At 68.2% G+C, this 23,340-nt stretch carries 25 protein-coding genes and 3 pseudogenes; 16 read left to right on the top strand and 12 right to left on the bottom strand.

The features are described 5' to 3' along the window. Window positions 1-56 precede the first annotated feature (56 nt). From GGR88_RS06685 to GGR88_RS06640, 10 genes and pseudogenes are all read left to right on the top strand, one after another. Window positions 57-407, top strand: a complete 351-nt coding sequence (locus GGR88_RS06685; protein ID WP_167953780.1) for a hypothetical protein — start codon at window positions 57-59, stop codon at window positions 405-407. Continuing rightward, window positions 404-604, top strand: a complete 201-nt coding sequence (locus tag GGR88_RS06680) for a hypothetical protein (protein WP_167953779.1) — start codon at window positions 404-406, stop codon at window positions 602-604. The genes GGR88_RS06685 and GGR88_RS06680 overlap by 4 nt, the downstream gene beginning before the upstream one ends. Window positions 605-643: 39 nt before the next feature. Then, window positions 644-1,021, top strand: coding sequence for a tlde1 domain-containing protein (locus tag GGR88_RS06675; RefSeq protein WP_167953778.1), 378 nt, complete (start codon window positions 644-646; stop codon window positions 1,019-1,021). Then, entirely contained in the window at window positions 1,018-1,188 is a 171-nt protein-coding gene (locus GGR88_RS06670) for a hypothetical protein (RefSeq protein ID WP_167953777.1), read from the top strand. The genes GGR88_RS06675 and GGR88_RS06670 overlap by 4 nt, the downstream gene beginning before the upstream one ends. Window positions 1,189-1,265: 77 nt before the next feature. After that, window positions 1,266-1,661 carry a hypothetical protein gene (locus GGR88_RS06665; RefSeq protein ID WP_167953776.1) on the top strand — a complete coding sequence of 132 codons (396 nt, stop codon included), beginning with the start codon at window positions 1,266-1,268 and terminating at the stop codon, window positions 1,659-1,661. Further along, window positions 1,658-2,068, top strand: a complete 411-nt coding sequence (locus tag GGR88_RS06660; RefSeq protein WP_167953775.1) for a hypothetical protein — start codon at window positions 1,658-1,660, stop codon at window positions 2,066-2,068. The genes GGR88_RS06665 and GGR88_RS06660 overlap by 4 nt, the downstream gene beginning before the upstream one ends. Next, on the top strand, window positions 2,046-2,195 hold the full coding sequence (locus tag GGR88_RS06655) for a hypothetical protein (protein ID WP_167953774.1): 150 nt from the start codon (window positions 2,046-2,048) through the stop codon (window positions 2,193-2,195). Before GGR88_RS06660 ends, GGR88_RS06655 begins: the two co-directional genes overlap by 23 nt. Beyond that, the gene (locus GGR88_RS15050) at window positions 2,192-2,773 is read left to right on the top strand and encodes a hypothetical protein (RefSeq protein ID WP_209023205.1); all 582 of its coding nucleotides are present in this window, start codon (window positions 2,192-2,194) and stop codon (window positions 2,771-2,773) included. The genes GGR88_RS06655 and GGR88_RS15050 overlap by 4 nt, the downstream gene beginning before the upstream one ends. 379 nt (window positions 2,774-3,152) lie before the next feature. After that, window positions 3,153-3,944 (top strand): annotated as a pseudogene (locus tag GGR88_RS06645) (DNA adenine methylase). A gap of 137 nt (window positions 3,945-4,081) precedes the next feature. Beyond that, a complete protein-coding gene (locus tag GGR88_RS06640) occupies window positions 4,082-5,311 on the top strand; it encodes a tyrosine-type recombinase/integrase (RefSeq protein ID WP_167953773.1) in 1,230 nt (409 codons plus the stop codon). On the opposite strand, the gene GGR88_RS06635 is transcribed toward GGR88_RS06640, so the two are convergent. Both GGR88_RS06635 and GGR88_RS15670 read right to left on the bottom strand, forming a co-directional pair. Continuing rightward, window positions 5,274-5,789: a hypothetical protein gene (locus GGR88_RS06635; protein ID WP_167953772.1), complete on the bottom strand. Its 516-nt coding sequence runs from the start codon at window positions 5,787-5,789 to the stop codon at window positions 5,274-5,276. The genes GGR88_RS06640 and GGR88_RS06635 overlap by 38 nt on opposite strands. Window positions 5,790-6,005: 216 nt before the next feature. Further along, window positions 6,006-6,803, bottom strand: coding sequence for a helix-turn-helix domain-containing protein (locus tag GGR88_RS15670; RefSeq protein WP_425338466.1), 798 nt, complete (start codon window positions 6,801-6,803; stop codon window positions 6,006-6,008). 490 nt (window positions 6,804-7,293) lie between these two features. Between GGR88_RS15670 and GGR88_RS06625 the strand changes: the two genes are divergently transcribed. Further along, the gene (locus GGR88_RS06625; protein WP_209023204.1) at window positions 7,294-8,595 is read left to right on the top strand and encodes a chymotrypsin family serine protease; all 1,302 of its coding nucleotides are present in this window, start codon (window positions 7,294-7,296) and stop codon (window positions 8,593-8,595) included. Between the two features lie 25 nt (window positions 8,596-8,620). Here GGR88_RS06625 and GGR88_RS06620 read toward each other — a convergent pair whose 3' ends face one another. The 5 genes from GGR88_RS06620 to GGR88_RS06600 all read right to left on the bottom strand — a co-directional run bounded on the left by GGR88_RS06620 (window position 8,621) and on the right by GGR88_RS06600 (window position 16,678). Continuing rightward, window positions 8,621-9,742 carry a PepSY-associated TM helix domain-containing protein gene (locus GGR88_RS06620; protein WP_167953770.1) on the bottom strand — a complete coding sequence of 374 codons (1,122 nt, stop codon included), beginning with the start codon at window positions 9,740-9,742 and terminating at the stop codon, window positions 8,621-8,623. Window positions 9,743-9,752: 10 nt separating this feature from the next. After that, window positions 9,753-11,969 carry a TonB-dependent receptor gene (locus tag GGR88_RS06615; protein WP_245196457.1) on the bottom strand — a complete coding sequence of 739 codons (2,217 nt, stop codon included), beginning with the start codon at window positions 11,967-11,969 and terminating at the stop codon, window positions 9,753-9,755. An 81-nt stretch (window positions 11,970-12,050) separates the two neighbouring features. Next, window positions 12,051-12,413, bottom strand: a complete 363-nt coding sequence (locus tag GGR88_RS06610) for a hypothetical protein (protein WP_245196456.1) — start codon at window positions 12,411-12,413, stop codon at window positions 12,051-12,053. Between the two features lie 141 nt (window positions 12,414-12,554). Continuing rightward, window positions 12,555-14,891 (bottom strand): putative bifunctional diguanylate cyclase/phosphodiesterase, encoded by a 2,337-nt coding sequence (locus tag GGR88_RS06605; protein WP_167953768.1) that lies wholly within the window; start codon window positions 14,889-14,891, stop codon window positions 12,555-12,557. A gap of 62 nt (window positions 14,892-14,953) precedes the next feature. Beyond that, complete coding sequence (locus GGR88_RS06600) at window positions 14,954-16,678, bottom strand: fatty acyl-AMP ligase (RefSeq protein ID WP_167954406.1); 1,725 nt, start codon at window positions 16,676-16,678, stop codon at window positions 14,954-14,956. A 165-nt stretch (window positions 16,679-16,843) separates the two neighbouring features. Between GGR88_RS06600 and GGR88_RS06595 the strand changes: the two genes are divergently transcribed. The 5 genes and pseudogenes from GGR88_RS06595 to GGR88_RS15595 all read left to right on the top strand — a co-directional run. Further along, entirely contained in the window at window positions 16,844-17,383 is a 540-nt protein-coding gene (locus GGR88_RS06595) for a regulatory protein RecX (protein WP_167953767.1), read from the top strand. 69 nt (window positions 17,384-17,452) lie between these two features. Continuing rightward, window positions 17,453-18,031, top strand: coding sequence for a cold-shock protein (locus GGR88_RS06590; protein ID WP_167953766.1), 579 nt, complete (start codon window positions 17,453-17,455; stop codon window positions 18,029-18,031). Continuing rightward, window positions 18,028-18,537 (top strand): DUF192 domain-containing protein, encoded by a 510-nt coding sequence (locus GGR88_RS06585; RefSeq protein ID WP_342449737.1) that lies wholly within the window; start codon window positions 18,028-18,030, stop codon window positions 18,535-18,537. The genes GGR88_RS06590 and GGR88_RS06585 overlap by 4 nt, the downstream gene beginning before the upstream one ends. Window positions 18,538-18,546: 9 nt before the next feature. Then, on the top strand, window positions 18,547-18,945 hold the full coding sequence (locus GGR88_RS06580; protein ID WP_167953765.1) for an NADH:ubiquinone oxidoreductase subunit NDUFA12: 399 nt from the start codon (window positions 18,547-18,549) through the stop codon (window positions 18,943-18,945). Further along, a pseudogene (locus tag GGR88_RS15595) lies at window positions 18,924-19,379 on the top strand (DUF2155 domain-containing protein); the annotation flags it as partial. The gene GGR88_RS06580 and the pseudogene GGR88_RS15595, both read left to right, overlap by 22 nt. A 38-nt stretch (window positions 19,380-19,417) precedes the next feature. Here the strand turns inward: GGR88_RS15595 and aat are convergent. From aat to aroQ, 5 genes and pseudogenes are all read right to left on the bottom strand, one after another. Further along, window positions 19,418-20,164 (bottom strand): annotated as a pseudogene (gene aat, locus GGR88_RS06570) (leucyl/phenylalanyl-tRNA--protein transferase); the annotation flags it as partial. Beyond that, window positions 20,161-20,892 carry an AAA family ATPase gene (locus tag GGR88_RS06565; protein WP_167953763.1) on the bottom strand — a complete coding sequence of 244 codons (732 nt, stop codon included), beginning with the start codon at window positions 20,890-20,892 and terminating at the stop codon, window positions 20,161-20,163. The gene GGR88_RS06565 and the pseudogene aat, both read right to left, overlap by 4 nt. A gap of 83 nt (window positions 20,893-20,975) precedes the next feature. After that, complete coding sequence (gene accC, locus GGR88_RS06560; RefSeq protein WP_167953762.1) at window positions 20,976-22,325, bottom strand: acetyl-CoA carboxylase biotin carboxylase subunit; 1,350 nt, start codon at window positions 22,323-22,325, stop codon at window positions 20,976-20,978. A gap of 4 nt (window positions 22,326-22,329) precedes the next feature. Next, window positions 22,330-22,788, bottom strand: coding sequence for an acetyl-CoA carboxylase biotin carboxyl carrier protein (gene accB, locus GGR88_RS06555; RefSeq protein ID WP_167953761.1), 459 nt, complete (start codon window positions 22,786-22,788; stop codon window positions 22,330-22,332). A gap of 71 nt (window positions 22,789-22,859) precedes the next feature. Further along, window positions 22,860-23,294, bottom strand: a complete 435-nt coding sequence (gene aroQ / locus GGR88_RS06550) for a type II 3-dehydroquinate dehydratase (RefSeq protein WP_167953760.1) — start codon at window positions 23,292-23,294, stop codon at window positions 22,860-22,862. Window positions 23,295-23,340 lie beyond the last annotated feature (46 nt).

Genomic DNA, 23,340 nt, shown 5'->3' with positions numbered 1-23,340 from the left:
GCGGAGCCGGTGACGGCTCCGCGGAGCTGCAAGACCTTGAACGCGGGAGGGCTGCCATGAACCGCTGGGAGATCGCGGTCCTTTGGGCCGTCTGCTATTTCGGCGCGCTCGTCGCCTTCGCCGCCCGCATCACCTACCTGCTCGGCGCCGACCCGGTGCCGCCGGCGGATCCGGCGCTGCTGAGCGGCTGGGAGCGGCGCCGGCGCTGGCTGCTGATCAGCGAGTTCTCGGCGCTGCCGATGTTCTCGACCCTGGCGGTCCTCGCCAACGTCCATGGCTGGCTGAGCCCGGTCCTCGCGGTCCTGTTCGCCACCATCACCGGCGCGCTCGGCTTCGCCTTCTTCCTCCATGCGCTCGAGTGGGCGCTCAACCGCAAGTACGGCATCCCTCGGAGGCCCCAGCCATGACCGATATTGCGCTCGTCACCGGCCTGATCGTTGGCAGCGGAGGCATGAGCGCCTTCGCCCTGGTCAAGGCGGCCTTCGCGACGTCGCCGGCGCGGCGCCGAGATCCCGAGCAGCTGCGTGGCGCGCTGCGCGACGCCTTCCCGGCCGACGACGCACTTCCGGCCGACATGTCCAGCCTGCTCGATCGGCTGAACTGATCCCGCCGGCGCGAGCCGGCCACCAACAGAGGTAACGCTATGTGGACCTGGCACCAGGCCGCCGGCGAGCTGCGCCACAACGGCAAGCTCGTCTCGCGCGGCTATTCCGGCAAAGGCCGGGGCAAGAACAACCCGTCGATGCAGCACCTGCAGGCGGTCGGCCCGATTCCGCGCGGCGACTGGAAGCTGGTCGGCGTCTACAATTCCAAGCGCGTCGGCCCGTTCGCCATCACCGTCCACGCGCAGGACGGCACGGCCGACGATCGCCACGACGCGACGGGCCGCTCGGCCTTCCGCATCCACGGCGACAGCATCAAGGCGCCGGGCACGGCATCGATGGGCTGCATCATCCTGCCGCGGGCGATCCGCGAGCAGATGTGGCGCTCCGGCGACCGCGATCTGCGGGTGGTCGAGTGAAGAAGAACCTGCACGACTTCGCGCGCAATCCCGACGGGCAGACCTATGATGGCCGCAAGGTCGCTCAATGGCTGTTCGAAGCGGTGACCGGCAAGCCGATGTCCGATGACGAAGCCGAGCAGCTCGTCGCCGAAGCCAAGCAGCGCGCGGCCGACCGCCGGCGCTGACCTCTTTCCCCGGCCACCTGCAGGAACCTGACGCACGTCGACGGCGGCCGGCGCCGCGTGCCTTCCGGAGATCTCCCATGACCTTCCTTTCCGCAATCTTCGCGTCGCGTCTGGCCCTCGTCCAGTTTGTGGCGCTCATCTTTGCCATCCTCGGCATGTTCGGCCTGGTGCCGGCGGGTCTCGAGGAGACGCATGTCGTCACCGTCGCGATGTTCGCCTTCGCCGCCGTCACCATCATCGGCCGCCTGCAGATCTCGGGACCGATCGTCGAGCTCGATCCCGAGCTGGGCGGAAAGGCCTGGTGGCAGTCGAAGACGATCTGGGCCCAGGTCGTCAGCGCCGGCGCGGCGATCGCCGGCGTCGCTGGCTTCCTGCCCGCCGGCTTTGATGAAGCCACCGTGCTGAGCGGCATCCTGGCGGTGGTGTCCGTCCTGACGCTGCTGTTCCGTCCGACCGCGCGTCCGATCGCGTGACCTGGGGCCGGTTGGCGATCGGCGCGGTAGCAACCGCGCTGATCGTCTTCCTCCTCCTGCGCTTCGGTGACGCGCGGGAGGAGGCCGGGCGCCTGGAGGAGCGTGCCGCCTGGCACGAGGCCCAGGCCGAGGCCGAGCGCGAGAACGCCGAGGTCCGCGTCGCGGCGGAGCGGCGCGTGACCGCGGCCGTCCAAACCTATGCCGACAAGGTCGCGCGCATCGCGCCGATCGTCGTCCGCGCAACCGACACGGTGACCCGATATGCTGAGACTCCTGCTGGCCGCGAGCTGTGCCTGCCTGCTGAGCGCGTGCGCGGTATCCAGGCCCTCGATGCCGAGCTCAACGCCGCCGCCAGAGATCCCGGCCAAGGCGCTGCTGCCTTGCATGATCCCCGAGCTCCTCGCTGATCCCGATGGATCGGTGTCGCGCGCTGGCGCCGAGCGCGGCCTGATCGATCGTGCCGCGGCGATCGCCGACTGCGATGCTCGCCGTCGCCTCGCCGTCGACGCTTTCCCGAAGGAAACCGCACGATGAAGCGCCTGCCGCTGATCATCCTGCTGCTGCTCTGCGGAGCATCGGCCTGCGACAACATCGCAGACATCACCCCGCCGACCATCCCGACGCCGGCGCCCGATCCAGTGCCGACGCCGCAGCCCGATCTGCCGGCACCGGAGCCGCAGCCGGAGCCGCCGGCGCCTGATCCGGTACCAGAGCCGCCGGCGCCAGATCCTGAGCCGACGCCGGAGCCGCCGGCGCCGGATCCCGAGCCGACGCCGGAGCCGCCGGCGCCGGATCCTGCACCGGAGCCACCGATCCCGACCGAGATCAGCCCGCTTGATCCAGCCACCCTGCTCACGGAGTGGCAACCGCGGTTCGAAGAGCTCGGCTTTCGGCTCGAGGTCGGCCCGGGCGAGCCGCTGCCGACGATCGCCGATCCCGGCCAGCATCGCTGGCCGATCGCGCTGTGGCAGATCCAGGGCGAGCAGCTGCGCGCCTACTACGCCGTCTTCGCGCCTGCCGCCGGCAGCGAGGACGCGATCGCCGACGCGCTCAGCCTGATCGAGAGCTACCACCGCCAGGCGCAGCAGATCGCCGCCGGTGACCTGCCCTAAGCCGACAACCATCTCGACGACGCGCCATGAGCGTGCCATGCCGGCTGAGCTGCTCCGAGCTTAGCCGCGAGGAGTGGCCCGCGCGCGCGGTCCTTAGGCCTACCGGTTCGCCGGGTGGCCTGCGGAATAAAAGACCTCTCGGGGAATACGCGGGGCGCAGATGCCTAAGGCTGCGCGGCTAACCACCCGGTCCGCCGGGTGGGATCGACAGGCCTCTCGCTAGCGTATTCCCCGAGCCACCAGCATCATCAGATCCCTTCGGAGCTACTCCGAAGCCATCGAACCTCGCGCCGATCGGCGCGGGCACCGTCGTCCAGTCCGGCCGACGGCCACTCAGCGCGCGTAGCCGACGTGCTTTCTCCCAGAAGGAAAGCCCAGAATGACCGCGTCGAGCGCTGCTCGTCCTCCCGCGCCGTGTATCGGCGGCAAGCGCAACCTGGCCAAGCGGCTGTGCGCTCTGATCGATGCCACGCCCCACCGGGCCTATGTCGAGCCGTTCGTCGGCATGGGCGGCGTCTTCCTCCGCCGGCCGCGCGCCGCCACGGCCGAGGTCATCAACGATCTGTCCGGCGACGTCGCCAACCTGTTCCGGATCGTCCGCCGGCACTATCAGCCGCTCGTCGACGAGATGAGCGACCTGGTGGCGAGCCGGGCCGAGTTCGACCGGATGAAACGCGTGGATCCAACCACGCTGACTGACATCGAGCGGGCGGTCCGATTCCTCTACCTGCAGCGGCTCGCGTTCGGTGGCCGCGTCGCTGGCCGAACCTTCGGCCTGCGGAAGGACCAGAGCTCCCGCTTCAACCTCCCGCAGCTGCGCGCCGATCTGCGAGCGCTCAGCGCCAGGCTGCAGCCGGTGACGATCGAGCAGCTGCCTTAAGACCAGGTGCTCGCCCGCTACGACGATCCGCGGACGCTGTTCTATCTCGACCCGCCCTACGACCAGACGGAGGGCTACGGCATCGACTTCGGCCGCAGCGACTATGTCGCGATGGCCGAGCAGCTCGCCACCATCCGCGGACAGTTCATCCTGTCGATCAACGCCACCGACTTCATCCGCGAGACCTTCGCAGCCTTCGCGATCGAGGAGATCGCGACGACCTGGACGCTGGGAGCCCGGAACGTCGCCACCCAGCAGCGGGTCACCGAGCTGATCATCTGCAACAGGTGAGGGTATCGGCCGGGGTAACGCGCCCCGGCCGACCGCCTCGATCCCGCGCATTTCCGCGCCTGCTGCTCCACCGCGACGGACGAAACCTCCGCCGCGGTCGAGCAGTCGCGCCCATTTTCCAACATCATGAGGCACCGATGCTGACAGAAGCGTCCATCCGTGGCGCCCGACGGCGTGCGTCCGCTTATAAGCTGACCGACGGGCAGGGCCTCCACGTCCATGTCGCGGCAACCACCGGCACCCGATCCTTCCGCCTGCGGTTCCGCTGGGCGGGCAAGGAGCAGCTGCTGACGCTCGGCACCTGGCCGGAGCTGTCGCTGGTCGATGCACGTGAGCAGGCCGACACCGCCCGGGCGGAGCTCGCCGCCGGGAGAGATCCGCGCGCACGTGCATATCGGGCCCGGTCGGCCGAGACCTTCGAGGCCGTCGCGCGCCGCTGGATGGCGCAGCAGCGCCGGCGGTGGACCGAGGTTCACGCTGTCGACGTCGAATCGAGCCTGGTCCGCGACGTCTTCCCCGCGATCGGCGCCTCGCCGATCGCCGCGATCGACGCGCCCGTCGTCCTGCAGCTGCTGCGCGACGTCGAGCGCCGCGGCTCGATCGAGACCGCCCGCCGGTTGCGCCAGCGGATCTCGGCCGTTTTCGCGCTGGCGATGGCGGAGGATCTGGTCGCCGGTGATCCGGCGGCGATCGTCCGCAAGGCGCTGCTGCCGCCGGCGGGCAAGCGCCACCAGCCGGCGCTGCTCGAGCTCGACGACGTTCGCGCGCTGCTCGCCGCGGCCGAGCTGGTCGACGCTGGCGCCGCGGTGAAGCTGGCGTCGCGCTTCCTGGCGCTGACCGCCGTCCGCCTGGCCGCCGTCCGCGGCGCGCGGTGGGAAGAGATCGAGGATCTCGACGGACCCGAGCCGATCTGGCGCGTGCCGGCCGCGCGCATGAAGCTGGCGGTGGCGAAGAAGGGCGACGCCCGCCACGATCATGTCGTCCCGCTGAGCGCCGCCGCGGTGGCCGTCCTGCGTGCAGCGCGTGCAAATCTGCATTGTGCCGATGCAAATATGCATGGCCTGATCTTCGTTGGCCGCTGCGGGGCCGCGCCGATCGGCGAGGCCGCGATTGGCGCGCTCTACGCGCGGACGCGGTTCGCCGGCCGCCACGTCCCGCACGGCTGGCGGGCGAGCTTCTCCACGATCCTGAACGAGGCGCTGCCCGGCGAGCGCGATGCGATCGACCGCGCGCTGGCGCACTCGCCGAAGGACAAGGTGGAGGCGGCGTATAACCGCGCTCAGCAGCTCGATCGACGCCGCCGGCTGTTCGATGCCTGGGGCGAGATGCTCAGCGGGACGGCAGATCCCGATGGAACTCGTCCGTAAGTGCTGATCTCAACCGCTCTGTCGCGATCGCGTAGCGCAGGGATCGACCGTCGGACGTGAGATCGGCCACGAATTCCACGATGGCCGCTACAGGGATCATAAGCCTCACCTCGCCGACGAGGCCCGCCATTCTTCTCTCTGCGAAGCCATGATCGACGAGCGCATGCACGTTGGCAGCGGCCGTCCCGCGCGTGCAGACAAGCTCCTCCGCCACCGTTTCGATCGTCAGCCGCCTGAAGCTGCGGAAGGCCTGCCAAGCCACGCCGCTGTCGGACATGCGGATATCTGTCGTAATCAGCCATGCCCAGCAGGTCTCGGCTTGCGCCGGGAAAGCGCGGGCCGAGCTTCCGGGCTTCTTCCGACGGCGCGCGAACCCGGAGAAGATGTCGCGGAGGATCCGAGCCTCATCTTCCGGCCAGACGGCTAATCGCCTGAAGGCAAGCTGCAGCCTTTCGGCACCGTTTTCGACGTCGGTCATGGCTGTCTCCTACGCCGCCGCGATCGATGCGCCACCCTCTTTGCTCGGCGATTTGGCGGCACGGTTTTTGCCAGCTGCCTTCCGGCAGCCCGGCGCGCAGCGCCGTGCGATGGTCGTGCAACGACCGCCGTTGTGGCTTGGCTCGTCGGTGGAGCCGTCAAGGACCTCAGCCAAGCGCGTCGCGAAGCGACTCCTTATGCGTCTCTTCTCCCCTTTTCAGAGGATCTCTGATCGCGGTGCAGTGCCATTTTGGCACTCGCGATCATCGATGGTTTGCGCCATCCGAAGAAGAACGGCTCCCAAGGGGGTCGTCGCGTCTGCATGGAAGGCGACGCTCTGGACGGCTGTGGCATCCTTCATCATGCGCTCTGTGGCCGCTGTGTCCTCCCGGTCGTGATGGATCGCATCGGCTGGCGGTGGCGATGGGCGCATCCACTTGGGGACGAACCGACGAAGAGCCTCTCCCAGGCGGAGCTGGTAGCAGTTGGAGGTCTGCCGATAGCCCGGAACACCGTCTTCCTGCTCGACCATCTTGAAGCGACGCTGTCGGACGATAAGTCCGAGCGCTTCCAGGATCCGCAAGGCGCGGGCAACGGTCCGCCGACCAAGCCGGGTCTCGGTCGCCAGCCTTTCGTAGGAGGGGAAGAGCCGGCCGTTGAAGCATCTCGCGAATTTGCAGAAGGCCTCGAGCACGCGCACGGTGCCGGCGGTCAGGTCAGCGAGCAAGCGCTCTGCTGCGGTCAAAGATCGCTCTCCCGCTCGGACCTGGGCCCGCAGCCTGTTTGCCTCGTCGAGAGCGGCTCTCCCCGCGGAGAGGATCTGAGCGGGCTCTCCCTTCGTCGGAGCGATAAAGAACGCCTCTTCGAAGGTCCCCTCTTCCTTGCTGCTTCGGTGAATGGGCCGGCCGGTCCGATGGACGGATCCCGAGCGGGACGACTTTCGGCCTGGGAGAAGGTTGGAAAGAAGTTGGCCGATCGGCGCGGCGTGATCGGCGGGGACACGGGTAAACGACATCAATTCGGCTCCCGGGCGGAAGTCGATGGGCGCACGAAAGCGCCGGCTGCAGAGGCGTTCGCAGCCGTGCGCTCGTGATGGCGGATGGCCCCGTTTGGGGCTGATGTCGGTGGTGGCGCTGGTCCGGTGCCGCTCCGGTGTTGGCCGGATCAGGGCACGGTTTTACGCGGGTTTAAGCCTGCCTCGACTAGTCACGCCCGCCGCTAGAATGGCTGAAAACCTAGCTGTCCGGTTCGTTCGTAATGCGGGGGTCACAGGTTCGAGTCCTGTAGGCGGCACCATGAGCGCAGTCCCGCCGGTCCTCCGCGGCGACCGGCGCCGCAGTTCACACGATTGATCTGGCTTCAGCCGCCCGGCACCTGATGTCCTTGGCTCGAGGGTCGAGCAGCCATGCCGACGCGCCGGACGTCTCATTAAGCCGTCAGCCACGCGGCCGCGCTATAGTGGTTGCGTGGAACGGTGGATCAGGGCTGCCGCGGTTGCGGCATGGATGACGGTCTGGGCGAGCGCCGCCGGCGCGCAGGGAGCTGCGTCGGCACCGTTGTTTACGGTGCAGCCGCCCGACGCTGCCTTGAGGCAGGATGCCGAGGCCGTCGCGCTGCATCTTGGAATCACGGCGGAGCAGGCGGAACGGCAGCTCTGGCTCCAGCAGGCGAGCGTGCCGCTGACCGAGGCGATCGCCAGACGGTTTGCGGATCGGCTGACCGGCATTTCTGTCGAGCACCGCCCGGGCTTTCGCATCGTGGTGCGATTAACCGGCGATGCGCCGGTGCCGGCCGAGCAGGTCGACCTTGCGGGCATGCGCGTCGACGTCGTCTATGTCGTCGGCAATCCTGCCAGCCACGCCGCCATGGTGCAGGCGATCTCCACCCATCAGGCAGCAATCCGGGCGAGCCTGGCGGTTCCGCCGGGCCTCGGCATCGATCAGCGCACCGGTGAGCTTGTCGCGGTGGTGGCGCGGCGCGACGTCGCACGCGAAGGTGCGGAGCCGCTGCGGGTGCGACTTTCGTCGCTGACCGGCGTCCCCGTACGCCTGCGCGTCGTCGATCGGTCGGAACTGGACATGAGCGGCGAGGACACCGGGGAAAGCGGGGTGGTCGGCGGCATGCGGATGCTGGGCGCGAACCCGGGTGATCCGCGCCAATATCTGTGCACCGCGGGCTTCGTCGTCAGCGACGGCGTGCGGCTTGCGCTGACCACCGCGGCGCATTGCCCCGACGTGTTGCGCGTCCGCGACGCGGCAGGGCGCGAGCGGACTTTGCCCTTTGTCGGGCAGTGGGGCTGGGGGCACCAGGATGTTCAGGTCAACCTTGCCGAGACGCCGCTGCCGCCCCGCTTCCTTGCCGATACCGCACGCCTGATCAGCCGCGACGTGACCGGCGCGCAGCCGCGCGCGAGCACAAGGGGCGGCGACATGATCTGCCACCGTGGCGAACGGACCGGCTACAGCTGTTCGCAGATCGAGTTGACCGACTTCGCACCCGCCGGTGACCTGTGCGCGGGCGCGTGCCTTCCGACATGGATCACGGTGGCGGGGCCACGCTGCAGGGGCGGGGACAGCGGTGGCCCGGTCTTCCTGGGCACCACCGCGCACGGCATCGTCAAGGGCGGCAGTTACCGCGCGGACGGGAGCTGCGCCTTCTACTTCTATATGTCGACCGACTATCTGCCGGAGGGCTGGACGTTGCTGACGGCTCCATCTGAGACGGTTCCGGCGCAGCTCCACACTGTTGTTGCCGGGGCCTCGATCCCGGACCGCGACGCGGCAGCGATCGTCCCGGGCAGCCGCTGATCGCCTGACGATCTCCGCGCGGAAGTCATAAGCTGGCTCGACGGGCGGCACGTCGGTGCCGCCAGCGGCGGAGACCGGTCGCGAAGAGGAATGCGGGCGCCAAGCCGATCAGCATGGCGAGAATGCGCCCCGGCAGCCCGCCGACGCTGCCGTCGTGAAGCGGGCGGATCCAGCTGACGATCAGGCTGCCAGTGCCGGCGCGGCGGACGTCGTGAACCGCAAGAACCCGGCCGCTGTGCTGATCGACAAAGACATAGCTGCCCGGGAAGCGCCGGTGGGGATCGCCCGGCACCTGGGCGCGGACGCGGATGGGCTCTTCGGACGCCGTCGGAATATCGACGAAGACGATGCGTCCGTCGGGAAGAGCGCGCTGCGCGGAGGTCAGTGCGGTGGCGACCGTGATAGACGATGATGCTCCCCCCGCTGATCGGGAAGCGGGGACGGCGGCGGGTGAGAGAAGCGCCTGCGTGACCGCCGGCAGGGCAAGGAACACGCCTGTCGCGACCAGCACGATGAGCGCCGCCAGGCTCCATAAGCCCATCAGCTTGTGAAGATCGCGCAGCCGGCGGATGGGTGGAGCACCGCGTTTGAAGGCAAAGGCCTTTTGCCAGCTTGCGCGGGGCCACCATGCAACGAGGCCCGTGATCAGCAGCACGAGCATGGCGATGCCCGACCATCCGACGATCTGGTGCCCGATGTCCCCGGCGAGGAGCTGCATGTGGAGCTGGTAGATCCAGCTCATCAGGTAGCCGCCCCATGGCTCGGCCCGAACGATGCGGGCACCATCGGCCGAGAACCAGACCATCATCCGGTCGGCATGATGGCCGGGCATGGGGTAGTAGCGCGCCGGGATCGTGCCGCCGTCTCCGGTGATCTCCAGCGTCCACTTCCCCGCAGGATCGCGCCAGCGCGCGCGGCCGGTGGCGAGCGCGCGGTCCCATGCCGGCGCGTCGAGGGCCGGCGGCGGTGCGGCCTCCACCTGGCTGATCGCCGGGTGGAGCACGGCATCGATGCCGGTGTAGAACACCAGCATCGATCCGGTCAGGCCGAGCAGCGCAAACAGCGCGCCGATGCCGAGGCCGAGCCACAGGTGCGCCTGCCGCACAGTCCGGCGGACGCGTGAGATGGGCGAGGGGGGATGTTCCATCGCCGCGGGCCTAGAAGCGCGAGGCCAGCGCGACTTCGAACGATCGCGGCGCGCCGATGTAGACGTTGGTTGCCGGATAGCCCGAATATTCGCCGTAGAAGGCGTCGGTCAGGTTGCGCCCGCGCAAGGTAAGCGTGGCGTGGGATCCGACCGGGAGCGACAGGCTGGCATCCAGCACGGTATGGCCCGACACCCGGATGCTGTTCGCGGTATCCGTGAAGAACGCGTCGGCATGGCGAAGGAAGCCGCCGACCGTGACCCGATCCGCCAGCGTATAGAGCGCAGATGCGGTCAGCGTGGTGCTGGGCACGTTGATGGGACGGTTGCCGCGCCGATCGAGCCGGGTGCCGCCGACCAGCTCGAACAGCTCATCGTAGCGCGCATCGGTGTAGGACACGCCGCCGGACAGGCGCAGACCGGCGACAGGCGACGCAACCGCGGTCAGTTCGACGCCGCGCGACGATTGCCGACCACCCTGGACGGTGAGGGCGAGATTGTTCGGGTCGCGGGTCAGGATGTCACGCTGGGCGATGTAATAGGCCGATGCCGTCACGCTGACCCGGCCACCCCAGCCGCTGACCTTCAGGCCCGCCTCCTCCGCATGTCCTTTGGTCAAGTCAAACCGGCTGTTCGCGATCGATGCCAGGAGGATCGACGAAACCGGCGACACGGCGGTGGTGCGCTGTGCATAGAGCGTCAGCCCGGGCGCGACCTCCAGCGTGGTGCCGATGCGCCATGAGACGGGATCAAAGGTCGGGCTGTTGCGATCGGTCGCACCGGTGACGTTCTGGATCGTCGCGCGGTCGAGTTCGATATGATCCCAGCGGACGCCGCCGACCAGCAGCCAGGCAGGCGTGAGGTTGAGCGCATCCTCCGCAAACAGCGCCGTCTGCCTGAGTTTCGAGTCGAAGGTCACATTGCCCGCGGTAAAGATCGCGGTGGTGGTCGGCAGCGGCACCACCGCCGGGTTCAGGATGTCCATCGCCGGCAGGGCTGTCGCGGGCGTGGTCTGCCTGAGGCTGGTGAAGTCCGTGTCGTTATATTCGAGCCCGATGCTGAAGCGATTGCGCAGGCCAGCGAGCCGCGTGTCGCTGCCGACAACGGCGCGGGCATTCCAGAACCGGTGGTCGTGCCTGAAATCCTGATAGCTTTGCCGGAAGCTGCCGTTCGGGAAGGCCGCGGTCGGGGCGACGAAGCTCTGGCTGTCGGCGAGCAGGAACTGGCGGTCCGCCGTATAGGCCGTCAGGTCCAAGGCGGCGGTCCAGCCGGATCCGAGTGCCCAGTCGACGCGTGAGCGCAAGGTCGTCTCGTTGGCTCCGGAAAAGGCGCCGAGCGGATTGTAATTGCGGCGCCGAAGCGCGCGATCGGCCACGAGGCCGGTGCTGCTCGACACGGCAACGGTGGCTCTGATGGCGAAGCGCTCTGGGATCAGCGGCAGCCCCTGATATGGGGCGTCGTAGCGATCCTGGTAGTGGTCGACCGCGACCAGCAGCGAGACGGCATCGCTGGGCCGCCAGGATGCGCTGGCAGTCAGGCCGGCAGAAAAGCTGTCGTTGTTGTCGACATCGTAAAGGCTGTCGGAGCGCCGGTAGCTGGCGTCCGCACGGATCGCGGCGTCGCGCCCGATCGGGATGTTGGTGCCCGCCGCGGCGAAGACAGTATCGAAGCTGCCGACCGAAACGAGTGCATCGAAGCGAGACTCTCCGAGCAGCGGCCGGCGTGTGACCTTGTTGACCACACCGGCCAGCGCGCCTTCGCCATAAAGGACCGATGCCGGGCCCTTCAGCACCTCGACGCGATCGTAGTGCCAGGTGTTGGTGTCGCGCTGGACGACGGTCGAGGTGGAGATCCGCACGCCGTCCTGAAGGATCGAGACGGTGTTCCCGGCAAAGCCGCGCATGCTGATTACGGCCGGATTGCCGGGGACATTGCCGGCGATGGCGCCCACCACATCGTTGAACGTCTCACGCGCGGTCTGAAGGCCGCGCAGCTGAAGCTCGTCCTGCGTGAGGACCTCTACGCTTGCCGGAATTTCGCGAAGCGTGACGCCAAGGCGGGTGCCGGCAGCAGCCTGGCTGTCGAGCTGCAGCGGATCGCGCTGGGCGGTCACGGTGATGGTGGAGCCGGGACGCGGCTCAGTTGTCGATCTGGCGGACTGCGCGAAGACGGGGGCGGCAAGCATCAGGCAGGGCGCAGCCGCGCCTGCCAGCAAGTATTTGTGTGTCATGACATACCTCTAAGCGGCCCGGCACAGGCGTGCGGGCCGAGAACCAGCTGTTGCGCCGATCATGCCGACGCGCGGTGGCGGTCAGAGGGTCGCGGGCGGGCCGCGCAATGGTGGGCGGAGATAGGGGCGGGCCGGCGGCGCCGGCGGCAAGACCACCCACCAGCCGAGCGCCAGGACAAAGGCGATGAGCGTGGCGAGCAGCAGCGAATCCACGGCCGCAAGCGATGCCGCCGACAGAGAGGAGAAAAGGCAGGGTGCGCCAGCCTTCTCGCCATCCTTGCCGGGTGCGTGATGCGCAGCGCCGGGCGACGCCGCGTGATGAGCGGCCATGCCACCGTGCATGTCCATCCCTTCGGGCGCCGGAGCCGTTGGTTGAACGCCGGGACAGATCACGATCATGATCCGCCCGCCCTCATCGCTGAGCATGAAGCCGGCCGGGATCATCAGCCTTACCGCAAGAGCTGCGGCGCAGATCAGCGCGGCGAGGTGGCGATGCGCCAGGAGGAGCCGGATGGCCTGCACCCGGCTGCGGTAATCCCGCAAACGCCCGAAGTCACGGGCGCATCGCGTCACTGGGCTTACGCGTCAGGCAGCGGAGCGGGTGAGTGTGCTGAAGAGCTTGCGCGCTTCCGTATCGACCATCGGCCGCCCGAACAGATAGCCCTGGATCTTCCGGCATCCGAGGCGGCGGATCATCAGATATTCCTCCTCCGTCTCGACGCCCTCGGCCGTGGTGGTCATGTTCAGGCTGTCCGCCATGGCGACGATCGCGCGGACGATGGCGAGGCTTTCGGGCGCGTTGCGGGCTGCTCCCTGCACGAAGCTGCGGTCGATCTTGATGGTCGAGAAGCGGGTACGGCTGAGATAGCCGAGCGACGAGTAGCCGGTACCGAAATCGTCGAGCGAAAGGTGGATGCCGAGATCGAGGATCTGGCCGAGCACGGCGACCGCTCCCGATCCCTCGCGCATGAACACGCTTTCGGTCACCTCCAGCTCCAGCCGGTGCGGCGGAAGGCCGCTGTGGCTGAGTGCCGAGATCACCGACGTGACGAAGTTGCTGTCGTGGAGCTGTTCGGTCGACACGTTGACCGCCACCCGCACGTCGGACGGCCAGCGCACGGCCTCCTCACAGGCGGTGCGGAGCACCCACTCGCCAATCGGTGCGATCAGGCGCGCTTCCTCCGCCACGGCCACGAACTTGGCCGGGCTGATGACGCCCATCTCCGGATGGGTCCAGCGGAGCAGAGCCTCGAACCCGGTCAGGCTGGCGTCTTCCGCGGAGACGACAGGCTGGTAGCACAGGTGCATCTCGCCCTTCTCGATCGCCTTGCGAAGCGCGATCTCGATGACGCGGCGCTCCTCGGCATGGGCGTGAAGCTGCGGCTCGTACGCATGATAGTGGCCGCCGCCGGCATCCTTGGAGCGGTAGAGCGCCAGGTCGGCGGAGCGGATCAGCATTTCCACCGACCGGCCGTCGCGCGGACCGATCGCGGTGCCGACGCTGGCGCCGATGTAGAGCGTGTGCTGATCGACCTCATAGGGGCGGGACAATTCGTGGATGATCGCCTTGCCGAGCCGCAGGATCCTTGCTGGATCGGAGGCGTCGCGCACCACGACCCCGAACTCGTCTCCGCCAAGGCGCCCGCAAAGCTCGCTGGCCGTCATCAGCGCGCTCAGCCGCTCCGACACGCGGCTGAGCAGCCGGTCGCCGATCTGATGGCCGAGCGTGTCGTTGACCGCCTTGAAGCGATCAAGGTCGATCATCATGAACGCGCACTTCGAGCGCCACTGATCGGCATCGGCGAGGGCCTGGGCGAGCGCTTCGGTCACCTGCAGGCGGTTGGGGAGCCCGGTCAGCGGATCGAAGCGGGCCAGATGGTTGATCTTCTCGCTCGTCTGGCGTTCGGCCGTGACGTCGGACCCGACACCGCGGAAGCCGAGGAACACCCCGGCCTCATCGAAGCGCGGGCTGGCGGACAGCTTCCACCAGCGGGTGACGCCCTTCAACGTCACCGGCAGCATCAGGTCCGAGAAGCTTTCGCGCTGCTTCAGGCGTTCGGCGAGCGTCCGGAGCGGCGGTGGGAAATCGCCGGAATCCCAGCTGTCGCCGGCCAGCATCTGAAGGAAAGACCGGCCTTCAAGCGCCAGCGCCTCCTCGCCGAGCGCGAAGGCGAGCCGGCTCGACACATGGGTGAGGCTGCGCGAGGCATCGATCTGCCACAGCCAGTCGGCGTCGCCATCCTCGAATTCGCGGAGCAGCAGGCTGACCACCTCGTCGCGGTCCGACAGCTGGAGCTCGGCCTGCTTGCGCATGAGGAAGTTGCGGCCGCTGGCGAGGCAGCAAGCCACCAGGAGGATGCCGAGGCCCACGCAGGCCCCGGCGATCAGCGGCAGATCGATCAGGATCATCATTGCCGCGAGGCTGGCCGACAGCATGGCGACGAACAGCATCGTTGCGAGCGGAACGGGCGCCAGCAGCAGCGCGGAGGCAGCCATCAGCGCCACGGTGATGGTCCACAGCGACAGATGTTGCTCGATGCCGCCCACGGACGCGAACAAGACCGGCGGTACTGCCCACAGCGCGCCCATGAAGATGGAGCGGAGCGTTTCGTCATGCAGTTCGCGCCGGGAACGCGAGGCGGCGCTCCAGTTGCGGCTGCGCAGCCGGCCGGCGGCGATGGCGACGGCGGCGAACACGGTGATGCCCGCCCAGACCCAGAGCATCAGTCCGGCGGCATAGCCGTACAGCGACAGGAACAGCAGCAGGGTGGCACCAAGCTCGATGGCAAGGCGCGGGATCGTGAAGCGATGCACGGCGGCGAGCTGGGCCGCCCGCACCTCGCTGATGTCCGCGACGTCGCCGTCGGTGAGGCCGAGCACAGTGCGCCAGTCAAGGCGCGCGATGGGAGCGGACGGAATCATCACGGCGCAGCGTTAGCGCCGGTTGGTTGATGATCGGTAAGCGCGAAACGTGAACGCCGGCGTCAGGCGGCGTGCGCGTAGGGCTCGATCTCTCCGGACAGGTAGAGCGTCCGCGCCTTGGCGCGGGACAGCTTGCCCGAGCTGGTGCGGGGCAGGGTGCGCGGCGGGATCAGCTCCACCACCGGATTGAGGCCAGTAACCGCGCGCACGGTGTCGCGGATGCTGTCGCGCAGGCGGAGCCGCTCCTCCGGGTCGCTGGTGCGGCATTGCACCAGAACGGCCGGAACCTCCTCGCCGTTTGCCGCCGTCATGGAGAAAGCAGCGATGTCGCCGGGCTTGAAGCCGGGAAGCTGCTCAACCGCCCATTCGATGTCCTGCGGCCAATGATTGCGGCCGTTGATGATGATCATGTCCTTGGCGCGACCGACGATGTAGATGTAGCCGCCCGACATGTAGGCCATGTCGCCGGTGTCCAGCCACCCGTCGACCAGGCAGGCGTCCGTCGCTTCCGGATCGCGGAAATAGCCGACCATCACGGACGGACCCTTGCACCACAGCCGGCCGATCTCTCGGTCGGGAAGCGGCTGCCCGGCGGGGCTGCGGATCTCCACCGCCATGTCCTTGACCGGTCGGCCGCAGTTGACGATCGCGCGCTGGCGCGGCGCTTCTCCGGGCGGCGTCGGCACGCCGGAGAGGACGGATTCGTCCACCATCTCCGTCACGATGCCTTCGCCCGGCGGCATCAGCGATACGGCCAGCGTGGCTTCGGCCAGACCGTAGCTTGGGAGGAACGCCTTGGGATCAAAACCGGAGTCGCGGAAGGCCGCGGTGAAGGCTTCCATCACGTCCGGGCGGATCATGTCGGCGCCGTTCCCGGCGACGCGCCAGCGCGACAGATCAAAGCTGCGGGTCTGGCTGGACAGCCGGCGCGCGCAGATATCGTAGCCGAAGGTCGGCGAGTAGGAGAGGGTGGTGCCGCTGTTGCGGCTGATCATGTCGAGCCAGGCGAGCGGACGGCGCGCGAAATCCTCGGTCCGCAGATAGTCGGTCGACACCTGGTTGGCGACCGGCGACAGCATGCAGCCGACCAGCCCCATGTCGTGATACCAGGGCAGCCAGGACACGCAGCGATCGCCGTCGCGCAGTTCGGTGCCATGACCATGCGCTGCCAGGTTGCTGAGCAGGGCGCGATGGGTGATCGCAACGCCGTGCGGGAAGCGGGTCGAGCCGCTGGAATATTGGAGATAGGCGATGTCGTCCGGACCGAAGGACGGCAGATCGGCCTGAGGGGCCTCCAGCGCGGAAAAGCCGTCCCAGTCCAGCGCCGGGACGCCGCGCTGACGCGCCGCCTCGCCCGCCATCGCCGTCAGTTCCGGCGGGTGGATGAGCATGACCGGATCACAGCTGTCGAGCTGGACGCCAAGCTGATCGACGTAGGCCGACGCGCCCCCGAAGGAGGTCGGCAGGGGCAGCGGCACCGGCCAAGCACCGGCGTAGATGGCCCCGAAGAACAGCGCCGCAAAGTCTGCGCCGGTTTCCGCGATCAACGCGACCCGATCGCCCGGCGCGACGCCGGCGGCGATGAAGCGGAGCGCATGATCCCGCGCATCAGTTCGCATGGCCGCAAAGCTGTAGGGCCGGACCAGCTGACCGCGCGCATCGTGGAAATTGAACCCGCGGGTGCCGCCGGCAGCGTAGTCGAGCGCCTCGCCAAGTGTCGCGAAGTCGGAGAAGCGACGCGCCAGCGCGCAATCCGTCGGGGTGTGCACGGGAACAGCGGACTCCATCGAAAACGTCTGGCGCACGGATGGATGATCGGCAAGCTTCAGCATGATGCATCCTCCCGCAATTCATGAAGTCCGCCCTTCCGGGTCGGACGGCCTAAACAGGTCATCGGCGATGACGCGCGTGATCGGTCAAATTCGGACGCGACTGTGGCAGGAACGTGGCGCATGAGCCGCAAGCGCCGCCCGCCCGAGGAGCGCCCGCCGATGGACCGGGACGCGGCCGAACGGCTCGCCCTGTTCTATGTCGGGCGGTATGCCACCACCCGGGCGCGGTTGCGAAGCTATCTGGCGCGCAAGCTCCGCGAGCGCGGCGCAGACGGACCGGTGGACGTCGATGCGATCGTGGAGCGGATCGCGGCCCTTGGCTATGTCGATGATGCGGGCTTTGCCCGCAGCCGGGCGGCGGCGCTGGGGCGGCGGGGCTTCGGCGTCCGGCGCGTGACGGACACTCTGCGGGCGGCCGGGATCGAGGAGGATGACCGCCACGAGGCGGTGGCCGACCTGTCCGCCGCGGAGACCGCGATCGCGTTTGCACGACGCAAGCGGATCGGGCCGTTTGCCACGGAGAAGGCACCGCCGGATGCCGAACGAAAGCTGTTTGCCGCCTTTGCGCGGGCCGGGCATGGCTTTGCGATCGCGAAACGTCTCATCGACTCGGAACCGGGAGACATGTCGCTCGTCCAAGAGTTGTTGCAGGACGGTTAATGTTTGTTACCGGGCGTCGCATTTCCCGGTACAGCGTGGTAAATGCGTGATTGGAGGAGTGGGGGGACGATGATCGACAGCGGCGACACCGCGTCCCTGCACACATCCGGTGCAGAGGCGGCGAGCGAGGGCGGCCAGAGTTACGAGCGGCATGCGGGCGTGGTGAAGTGGTTCGACGCCACCCGCGGCTTCGGCTTCGTGGTGTCCGACGAGGACGGCAGCGACATCCTGCTGCATTTTTCCGTCCTGAAGGATCACCAACGCCGCAGCCTTCCGGAAGGCACCCGCACGGAGCTGCTGGCGATGCGGCGGGAGCGCGGTCTGCAGGCGCGTCGCGTGCTGTCGTTCGACCTGACAACGGCAACCGGGCCCGATCATGACCAGATCACCGCGGCGGTACGTGATCGTGTGGACCCGGTGGCGCTGGTCGATGATGCCGGGCCGCCACAGCCGGTCACGGTGAAATGGTTCAACCGACTGAAAGGCTATGGCTTCGTCATTGCGGACGGAGACGACCAGGACATCTTCGTGCACATGGAGACGCTGCGGCGCGGCGGCATTGCCGAGGTCGAGCCGGGCGAGCCGCTCGTCGCGCGTATCGCGGCGGGGCGCAAAGGACCGCTGGCGGTGGAGATCTCCCGGCCGTGACGCTCCGCAGATGGCCGGCAGCCGTGCTGCTGGCACTGGCTGCGACCGGTGGGTGCCGGGCCCCGGCTCCAGTCAACGAGACCGCCGACGCAACGTCCAATCGGGAAACGGTCGTCGTGGAGGTCGCCGCGGGCGGGCAGGTTCACCGCTTCCAAACCGAACTCGCCCGGACCGAAGCCGAACAGGCCGAGGGGCTGATGCACCGGGCGAGCATGGCACCGGACGCCGCCATGCTGTTCCCCTTCGCACAGCCGCGGGTCGCGAGCTTCTGGATGGAGAACACGGCGATCCCGCTCGACATGATCTTCATCCGGGCGGACGGCAGCATCGCTCGGATCGCGGACAACACCGTGCCCTTCTCCCGGGAGCCGGTGCTGTCCAACGAGCCGGTGGTGGCCGTGCTTGAGCTGGCCGGCGGGCGGGCGGCCGAGATCGGGCTGAGCGAGGGCGATCATGTCGCATGGCCGGGCGGTCCGCGCTTGCCCGCGGGGGGCGGGTCGCGGTAAGCGCGCGCCATGGGCTTCTTTTCCTCGATCTTCACCTGGTGGAACGGCGCAACCATCGGAACGTCGCTGTTCACGCGGCGGCATGGGCGCAAGGTGGGCGTCGACACGCTCGGCAACACCTATTTCGAGGGCAAGGATGACGGCACCGGCCGTCGCCGGCGCTGGGTGATCTACGAAGGGTCGAACGATGCCAGCCGGGTTCCGCCGGAATGGCATGGCTGGCTGCACAACACGCTGGACGATCTCCCCGAAGAGGCGCTGCCGCCGCTGCGCGGCTGGGAGAAGCCGCCGGCACCCAATCTGACGGGCACCAACCAGGCGTATCGCCCTTCCGGCGCGCTTGAAGCGGGTGGCCGGAGACCGGCCGCCACCGGCGACTATCAGGCATGGAGCCCGGACGCGCCGTGACACGGCGAAGCGCGGTTTCCGCAGCGGCGTTGTTGCTGGCCGGAACCATCGCCTGGCAGGCGGGTGCCTTCCAGGCGGCCGAGCCCGCCGTGGTGACCAACACGGCCGAGCTGCCCGACGATCCTGCGCCCGCGGCAGAAGCGCCGAAAGCGGCCGCGCAGCCGACGCGGGCAGCCGCGCCGCAATCCACCGCCGTGACGCCAATGCGGGATCGGGTCGCGGTGATCGGTCTTCTCAACAAGCGCAACGGCCTGTGGCGCGACCTGACGCTGAAGCCCGGTCAGGGCGTGCGGATCGACGGGGTCGAGGTGCGGCTGCGCGCGTGCGAGGCAACGGCGCCGTGGGAGCCGCAGCGGCTGACCGGTGCGTTCGTCCAGCTCGACGTGCGCGAGGGCGCTCAGCTGCGCCGGGTGTTCTCTGGCTGGCTGTTCAAGGAATCGCCGTCGCTCAACATGGTGGAGCATCCGGTCTGGGATGTCTGGACCAAGAGTTGCGCGATGACATATCCCGACGCCGGACCCGACACCGTGTCGATCTCGTCCAACCGCGGCGGCGGCGGCAGCAGCCGGTCCAGCGCCGCGAAGTCAGCCCCTATCGGCACCGCCTCGGCCGAGCCAACCGCGGCGCCAGCGCCGACGCCAAGCGCCTCCTCCAACAGCACCGAGTAGCGATCGCGCGGCACCTCGATCGCGCCGAGGGAGGCGAGGTGCGGGGTGATGAACTGACAATCGAGCAGAACGAAGCCGCCCGCCCGCAACCTGGCGACCAGATGCGCGAGCGCCACCTTCGACGCGTCGCGCGTGCGGCTGAACATGCTCTCGCCGAAGAAGGCGCGACCAAGCGCGATGCCGTAGAGGCCGCCGACGAGCACGCCGTTCTGCCAGCATTCGACCGAATGCGCGAAGCCGCGCTGATGGAGCGTCCGACAAGCATCCTCGATGGACCGGTTGATCCAGGTACCGGGGCGATCGGCGGTCTGTTCCGCACAGCCGGCGATCACCCGATCGAAGGCACGATCGACCGTCACCACGAAGTGTCCGGAGCGCAGCGTCTTCGCCAGCGACCGCGAAAGGCGGAAGCCATCGAGCGGCAGGATGCCGCGGCGCTTGGGTTCGACCCAGTAGACGTCGGCCGCTGCCCGGTCGTCGGCCATTGGAAAGATGCCGGCGGCATAGGCGCGCAGCATCAGGTCCGGATCGATTGCGCGGACGCGGGTCATGCGCCGCGCGCCAGGCGACGTTCGATTCCGGTCCAGAGATGGGCGATGGCCGCCGCTCCCGGTGACCGCGGTGCAAAGGCGCCGATCGCGGCGCGCTCGCTCGCCATCGCTTCCAGCGCGCTGGTCATCGGCACGATCGGCCAGTCCGGATGCGCGTCGATCGCAGCCCGGTGAATGGATCGCCGACGGTCGACCATCATGTGGATGGGCAGGATTGCGGCGCGCCGGCCCGGCAAACGGTCGATATGCGCAACCACGGCATCAAAGGCCCGCTGCGACAGGGGTGAGGGGATGACGGGGACGATGATGATGTTCGCCGCGCGCATGACCTGCTCGCTGGTTTCGGTGAGCCCTGGCGGACAATCGAGCAGCACCCGATCGTACTGAGCGGCGAGGCCGTCGATCAGCTTTGCGAGGCGCCGGCGCTTGCCCACCTCCATGAACAACCGGTCGAGCCCACGCAGCGAGGGATCGGCCGCGATCAGGTGGAGGTTCGGGTAGAGGGTCTCGCGTGCGAGGCTGTCCGGTGCTGCCGTCTTCGCGAACAGCGCACGGGCGGGCGTCACGCCGCCTTCGGCACCCAGCACGAAGCTGGCGCCGGCCTGCGGGTCGAGATCCCACAGCAAGGTGCGGCGCTGGGACACGGTCGCGGCCGCATGCGCCAGGTTCACCGCGAGCGTGGTTTTCCCGACGCCGCCTTTCAGGCTGTAGATCGCAATGGTCGCCACAAGCGGCTTCTAAAGCAGAGCGCGGCCGAACTGCGAGCCCTTCTTGGCCTCACGTGCCTGGCGGACGCCAGACGTGCAGCGGATCACGCCGGATTGCGCGTCAACCATTCCTCCAGCCACTTGATGTCGTAGTTGCCCGACTTCACGTCCGCGTCGTCGATCAGGCGCTGGTGGAGAGGGATGGTGGTCTTCACGCCCTCGATCACGAATTCCTCGATCGCCCGGCGCAGGCGCAGCAGGCACTTCTCGCGGCTGGTGCCGTAGACGATCAGCTTGGCGATCATGCTGTCGTAATAAGGCGGCACCCGGTAGCCGGCGTAGAGGCCGCTGTCGACGCGGACATGAAGTCCCCCCGGCGCATGGTAGCCGGTGACCTTGCCCGGTGACGGCGCGAAGCTCTGCGGATCCTCCGCGTTGATGCGGCATTCGATGGCGTGGCCGCGAAACTCGACCTCGTCCTGCGTGACCGACAGCCCGTCGCCGCACGCGACGCGGATCTGCTCGCGCACCAGATCGATGCCGGTGATCATCTCGGTCACGGGATGCTCAACCTGCAGTCGCGTATTCATCTCGATGAAGTAGAAGCGTCCGTCCTCGTACAGGAACTCGATGGTGCCGGCGCCGCGGTAGCCCATGTCGGCCATCGCCTTCGACACGATCCCGCCCATCTCCGCCCGCTGCGCGGCGGTGATCACCGGCGAGGGAGCTTCCTCCAGCACCTTCTGGTGGCGGCGCTGGAGCGAGCAGTCGCGCTCGCCCAGGTGGATGGCGTTGCCCCGGCCGTCGCCGAACACCTGGAACTCGATGTGGCGCGGGCGGCCGAGATATTTCTCGATGTAGACCGTGGCGTCGCCAAAGGCGGCCTTCGCTTCCGAGCGGGCCTGTCCCATCAGGCTTTCGAGCTTTTCCGGGGCATCGACGACCTTCATGCCGCGCCCGCCGCCGCCCGACGCCGCCTTCACGATCACCGGATAGCCGATTTCGTCCGCGACGCGGCGTGCCTCTGCGATATCCTCGATCCCACCGTCTGAGCCGGGGACGAGCGGCAGGCCGAGCGCGCCGGCCGTGCGCTTGGCTTCCACCTTGTCGCCCATCACCCGGATATGTTCGGGCTTCGGGCCGATCCAGATGAGGTTATGAAGCTCGACGATCTCGGCGAAGCGCGCATTTTCGGACAGGAAGCCGTAGCCCGGGTGGATCGCGTCCGCGCCCGTGATCTCGGCAGCCGAGATGATGTTCGGAATGTTCAGGTAGCTGTCGGTCGCCGCCGGGGGCCCGATGCACACCGCCTGATCGGCGAGCCGGACATGCATGGCATCCGCGTCCGCAGTGGAATGAACCGCCACCGTCTTGATGCCCATTTCGTGGCAGGCGCGGTGAATGCGCAGCGCGATCTCGCCCCGATTGGCGATCAGGACCTTCTGGATGCTCATCAGCTCAGGCGACGATGATGAGAGGCTGGTCGAACTCGACAGGCTGGCCATTGTCGACGAGCACGCGGGTCACCTTGCCGGCCTGCGGCGCGACGATCGGGTTCATGACTTTCATGGCCTCCACGATCAGCAGTGTGTCGCCTGCCGCGACGGTGTCCCCGACCGACACGAACGGGCGTGAGCCGGGCTCGGCGGCAAGATAGGCGGTGCCGACCATCGGCGAACGGATCGCGCCTTCGGTCGATTCGGCAGCATCGACGCTGGGCGGCGTGAGCCCGGCGGCAGGTTGCCCCGGAGCGGCCGGAGCCGCGGCGACCATGGCGGTGCCGCCGCCGGCCACGATCTGGGCAGGCTTGCGAACCACGCGGATTCGGCGGTCGCCGTCCTGAACCTCGATCTCGGTCAGGCGGGTGTCGTCCAGCAATTCGGCAAGCTGGCGCACCAGGCCGGCGTCTACCGCCATCGGCGCGGCACCTTCGCGATTGTCAGTCAATGGAACCTCTTTCGGGTCTTTGTCGAAAGGGCAGGCCTTTGTCAGAGACGCGCCGCCGCGTCCAGCGCGAGGAGGTAGCCATCTGCCCCGAAGCCGGCGATCGTGCCACGCGCGGCCGGCGCCACGAAGCTTTTGTGCCGAAAGGCTTCGCGCGCATGGGGGTTGGACAGGTGCACCTCGATCACCGGCACCGTCACGGCCTTGATCGCGTCGTGCAGGGCGACCGAGGTGTGGGTGAGCCCTCCGGGGTTGAGGATCACCGCCGTTGCACCGCGCGACGCCGCCTCGTGGATCCAGTCAACCAGATGGCCTTCGTGGTTCGATTGGCGCAGGTCGATTTCGACGCCGATCTCGCGCCCGCGATCCTCCATCCGCTCCGCAATGTCGTCCAGCGTGTCGTGGCCGTAGACCTCCGGCTCGCGCGTGCCGAGCAGATTGAGGTTGGGACCGTTCAAGACAAAGATGATGCGCGCCATGGATCGTCCTTTCAGCGCGTCCCTAGCCGATCGTGGCGGTTGAGGG

The sequence above is a fragment of the Sphingomonas jejuensis genome, assembly GCF_011927695.1.
Taxonomy (GTDB): Bacteria; Pseudomonadota; Alphaproteobacteria; order Sphingomonadales; family Sphingomonadaceae; genus Sphingomonas_K; species Sphingomonas_K jejuensis.
Note: the sequence above shows the minus strand (reverse complement) of the source record. Positions and strands in the feature narration are given on the sequence as shown.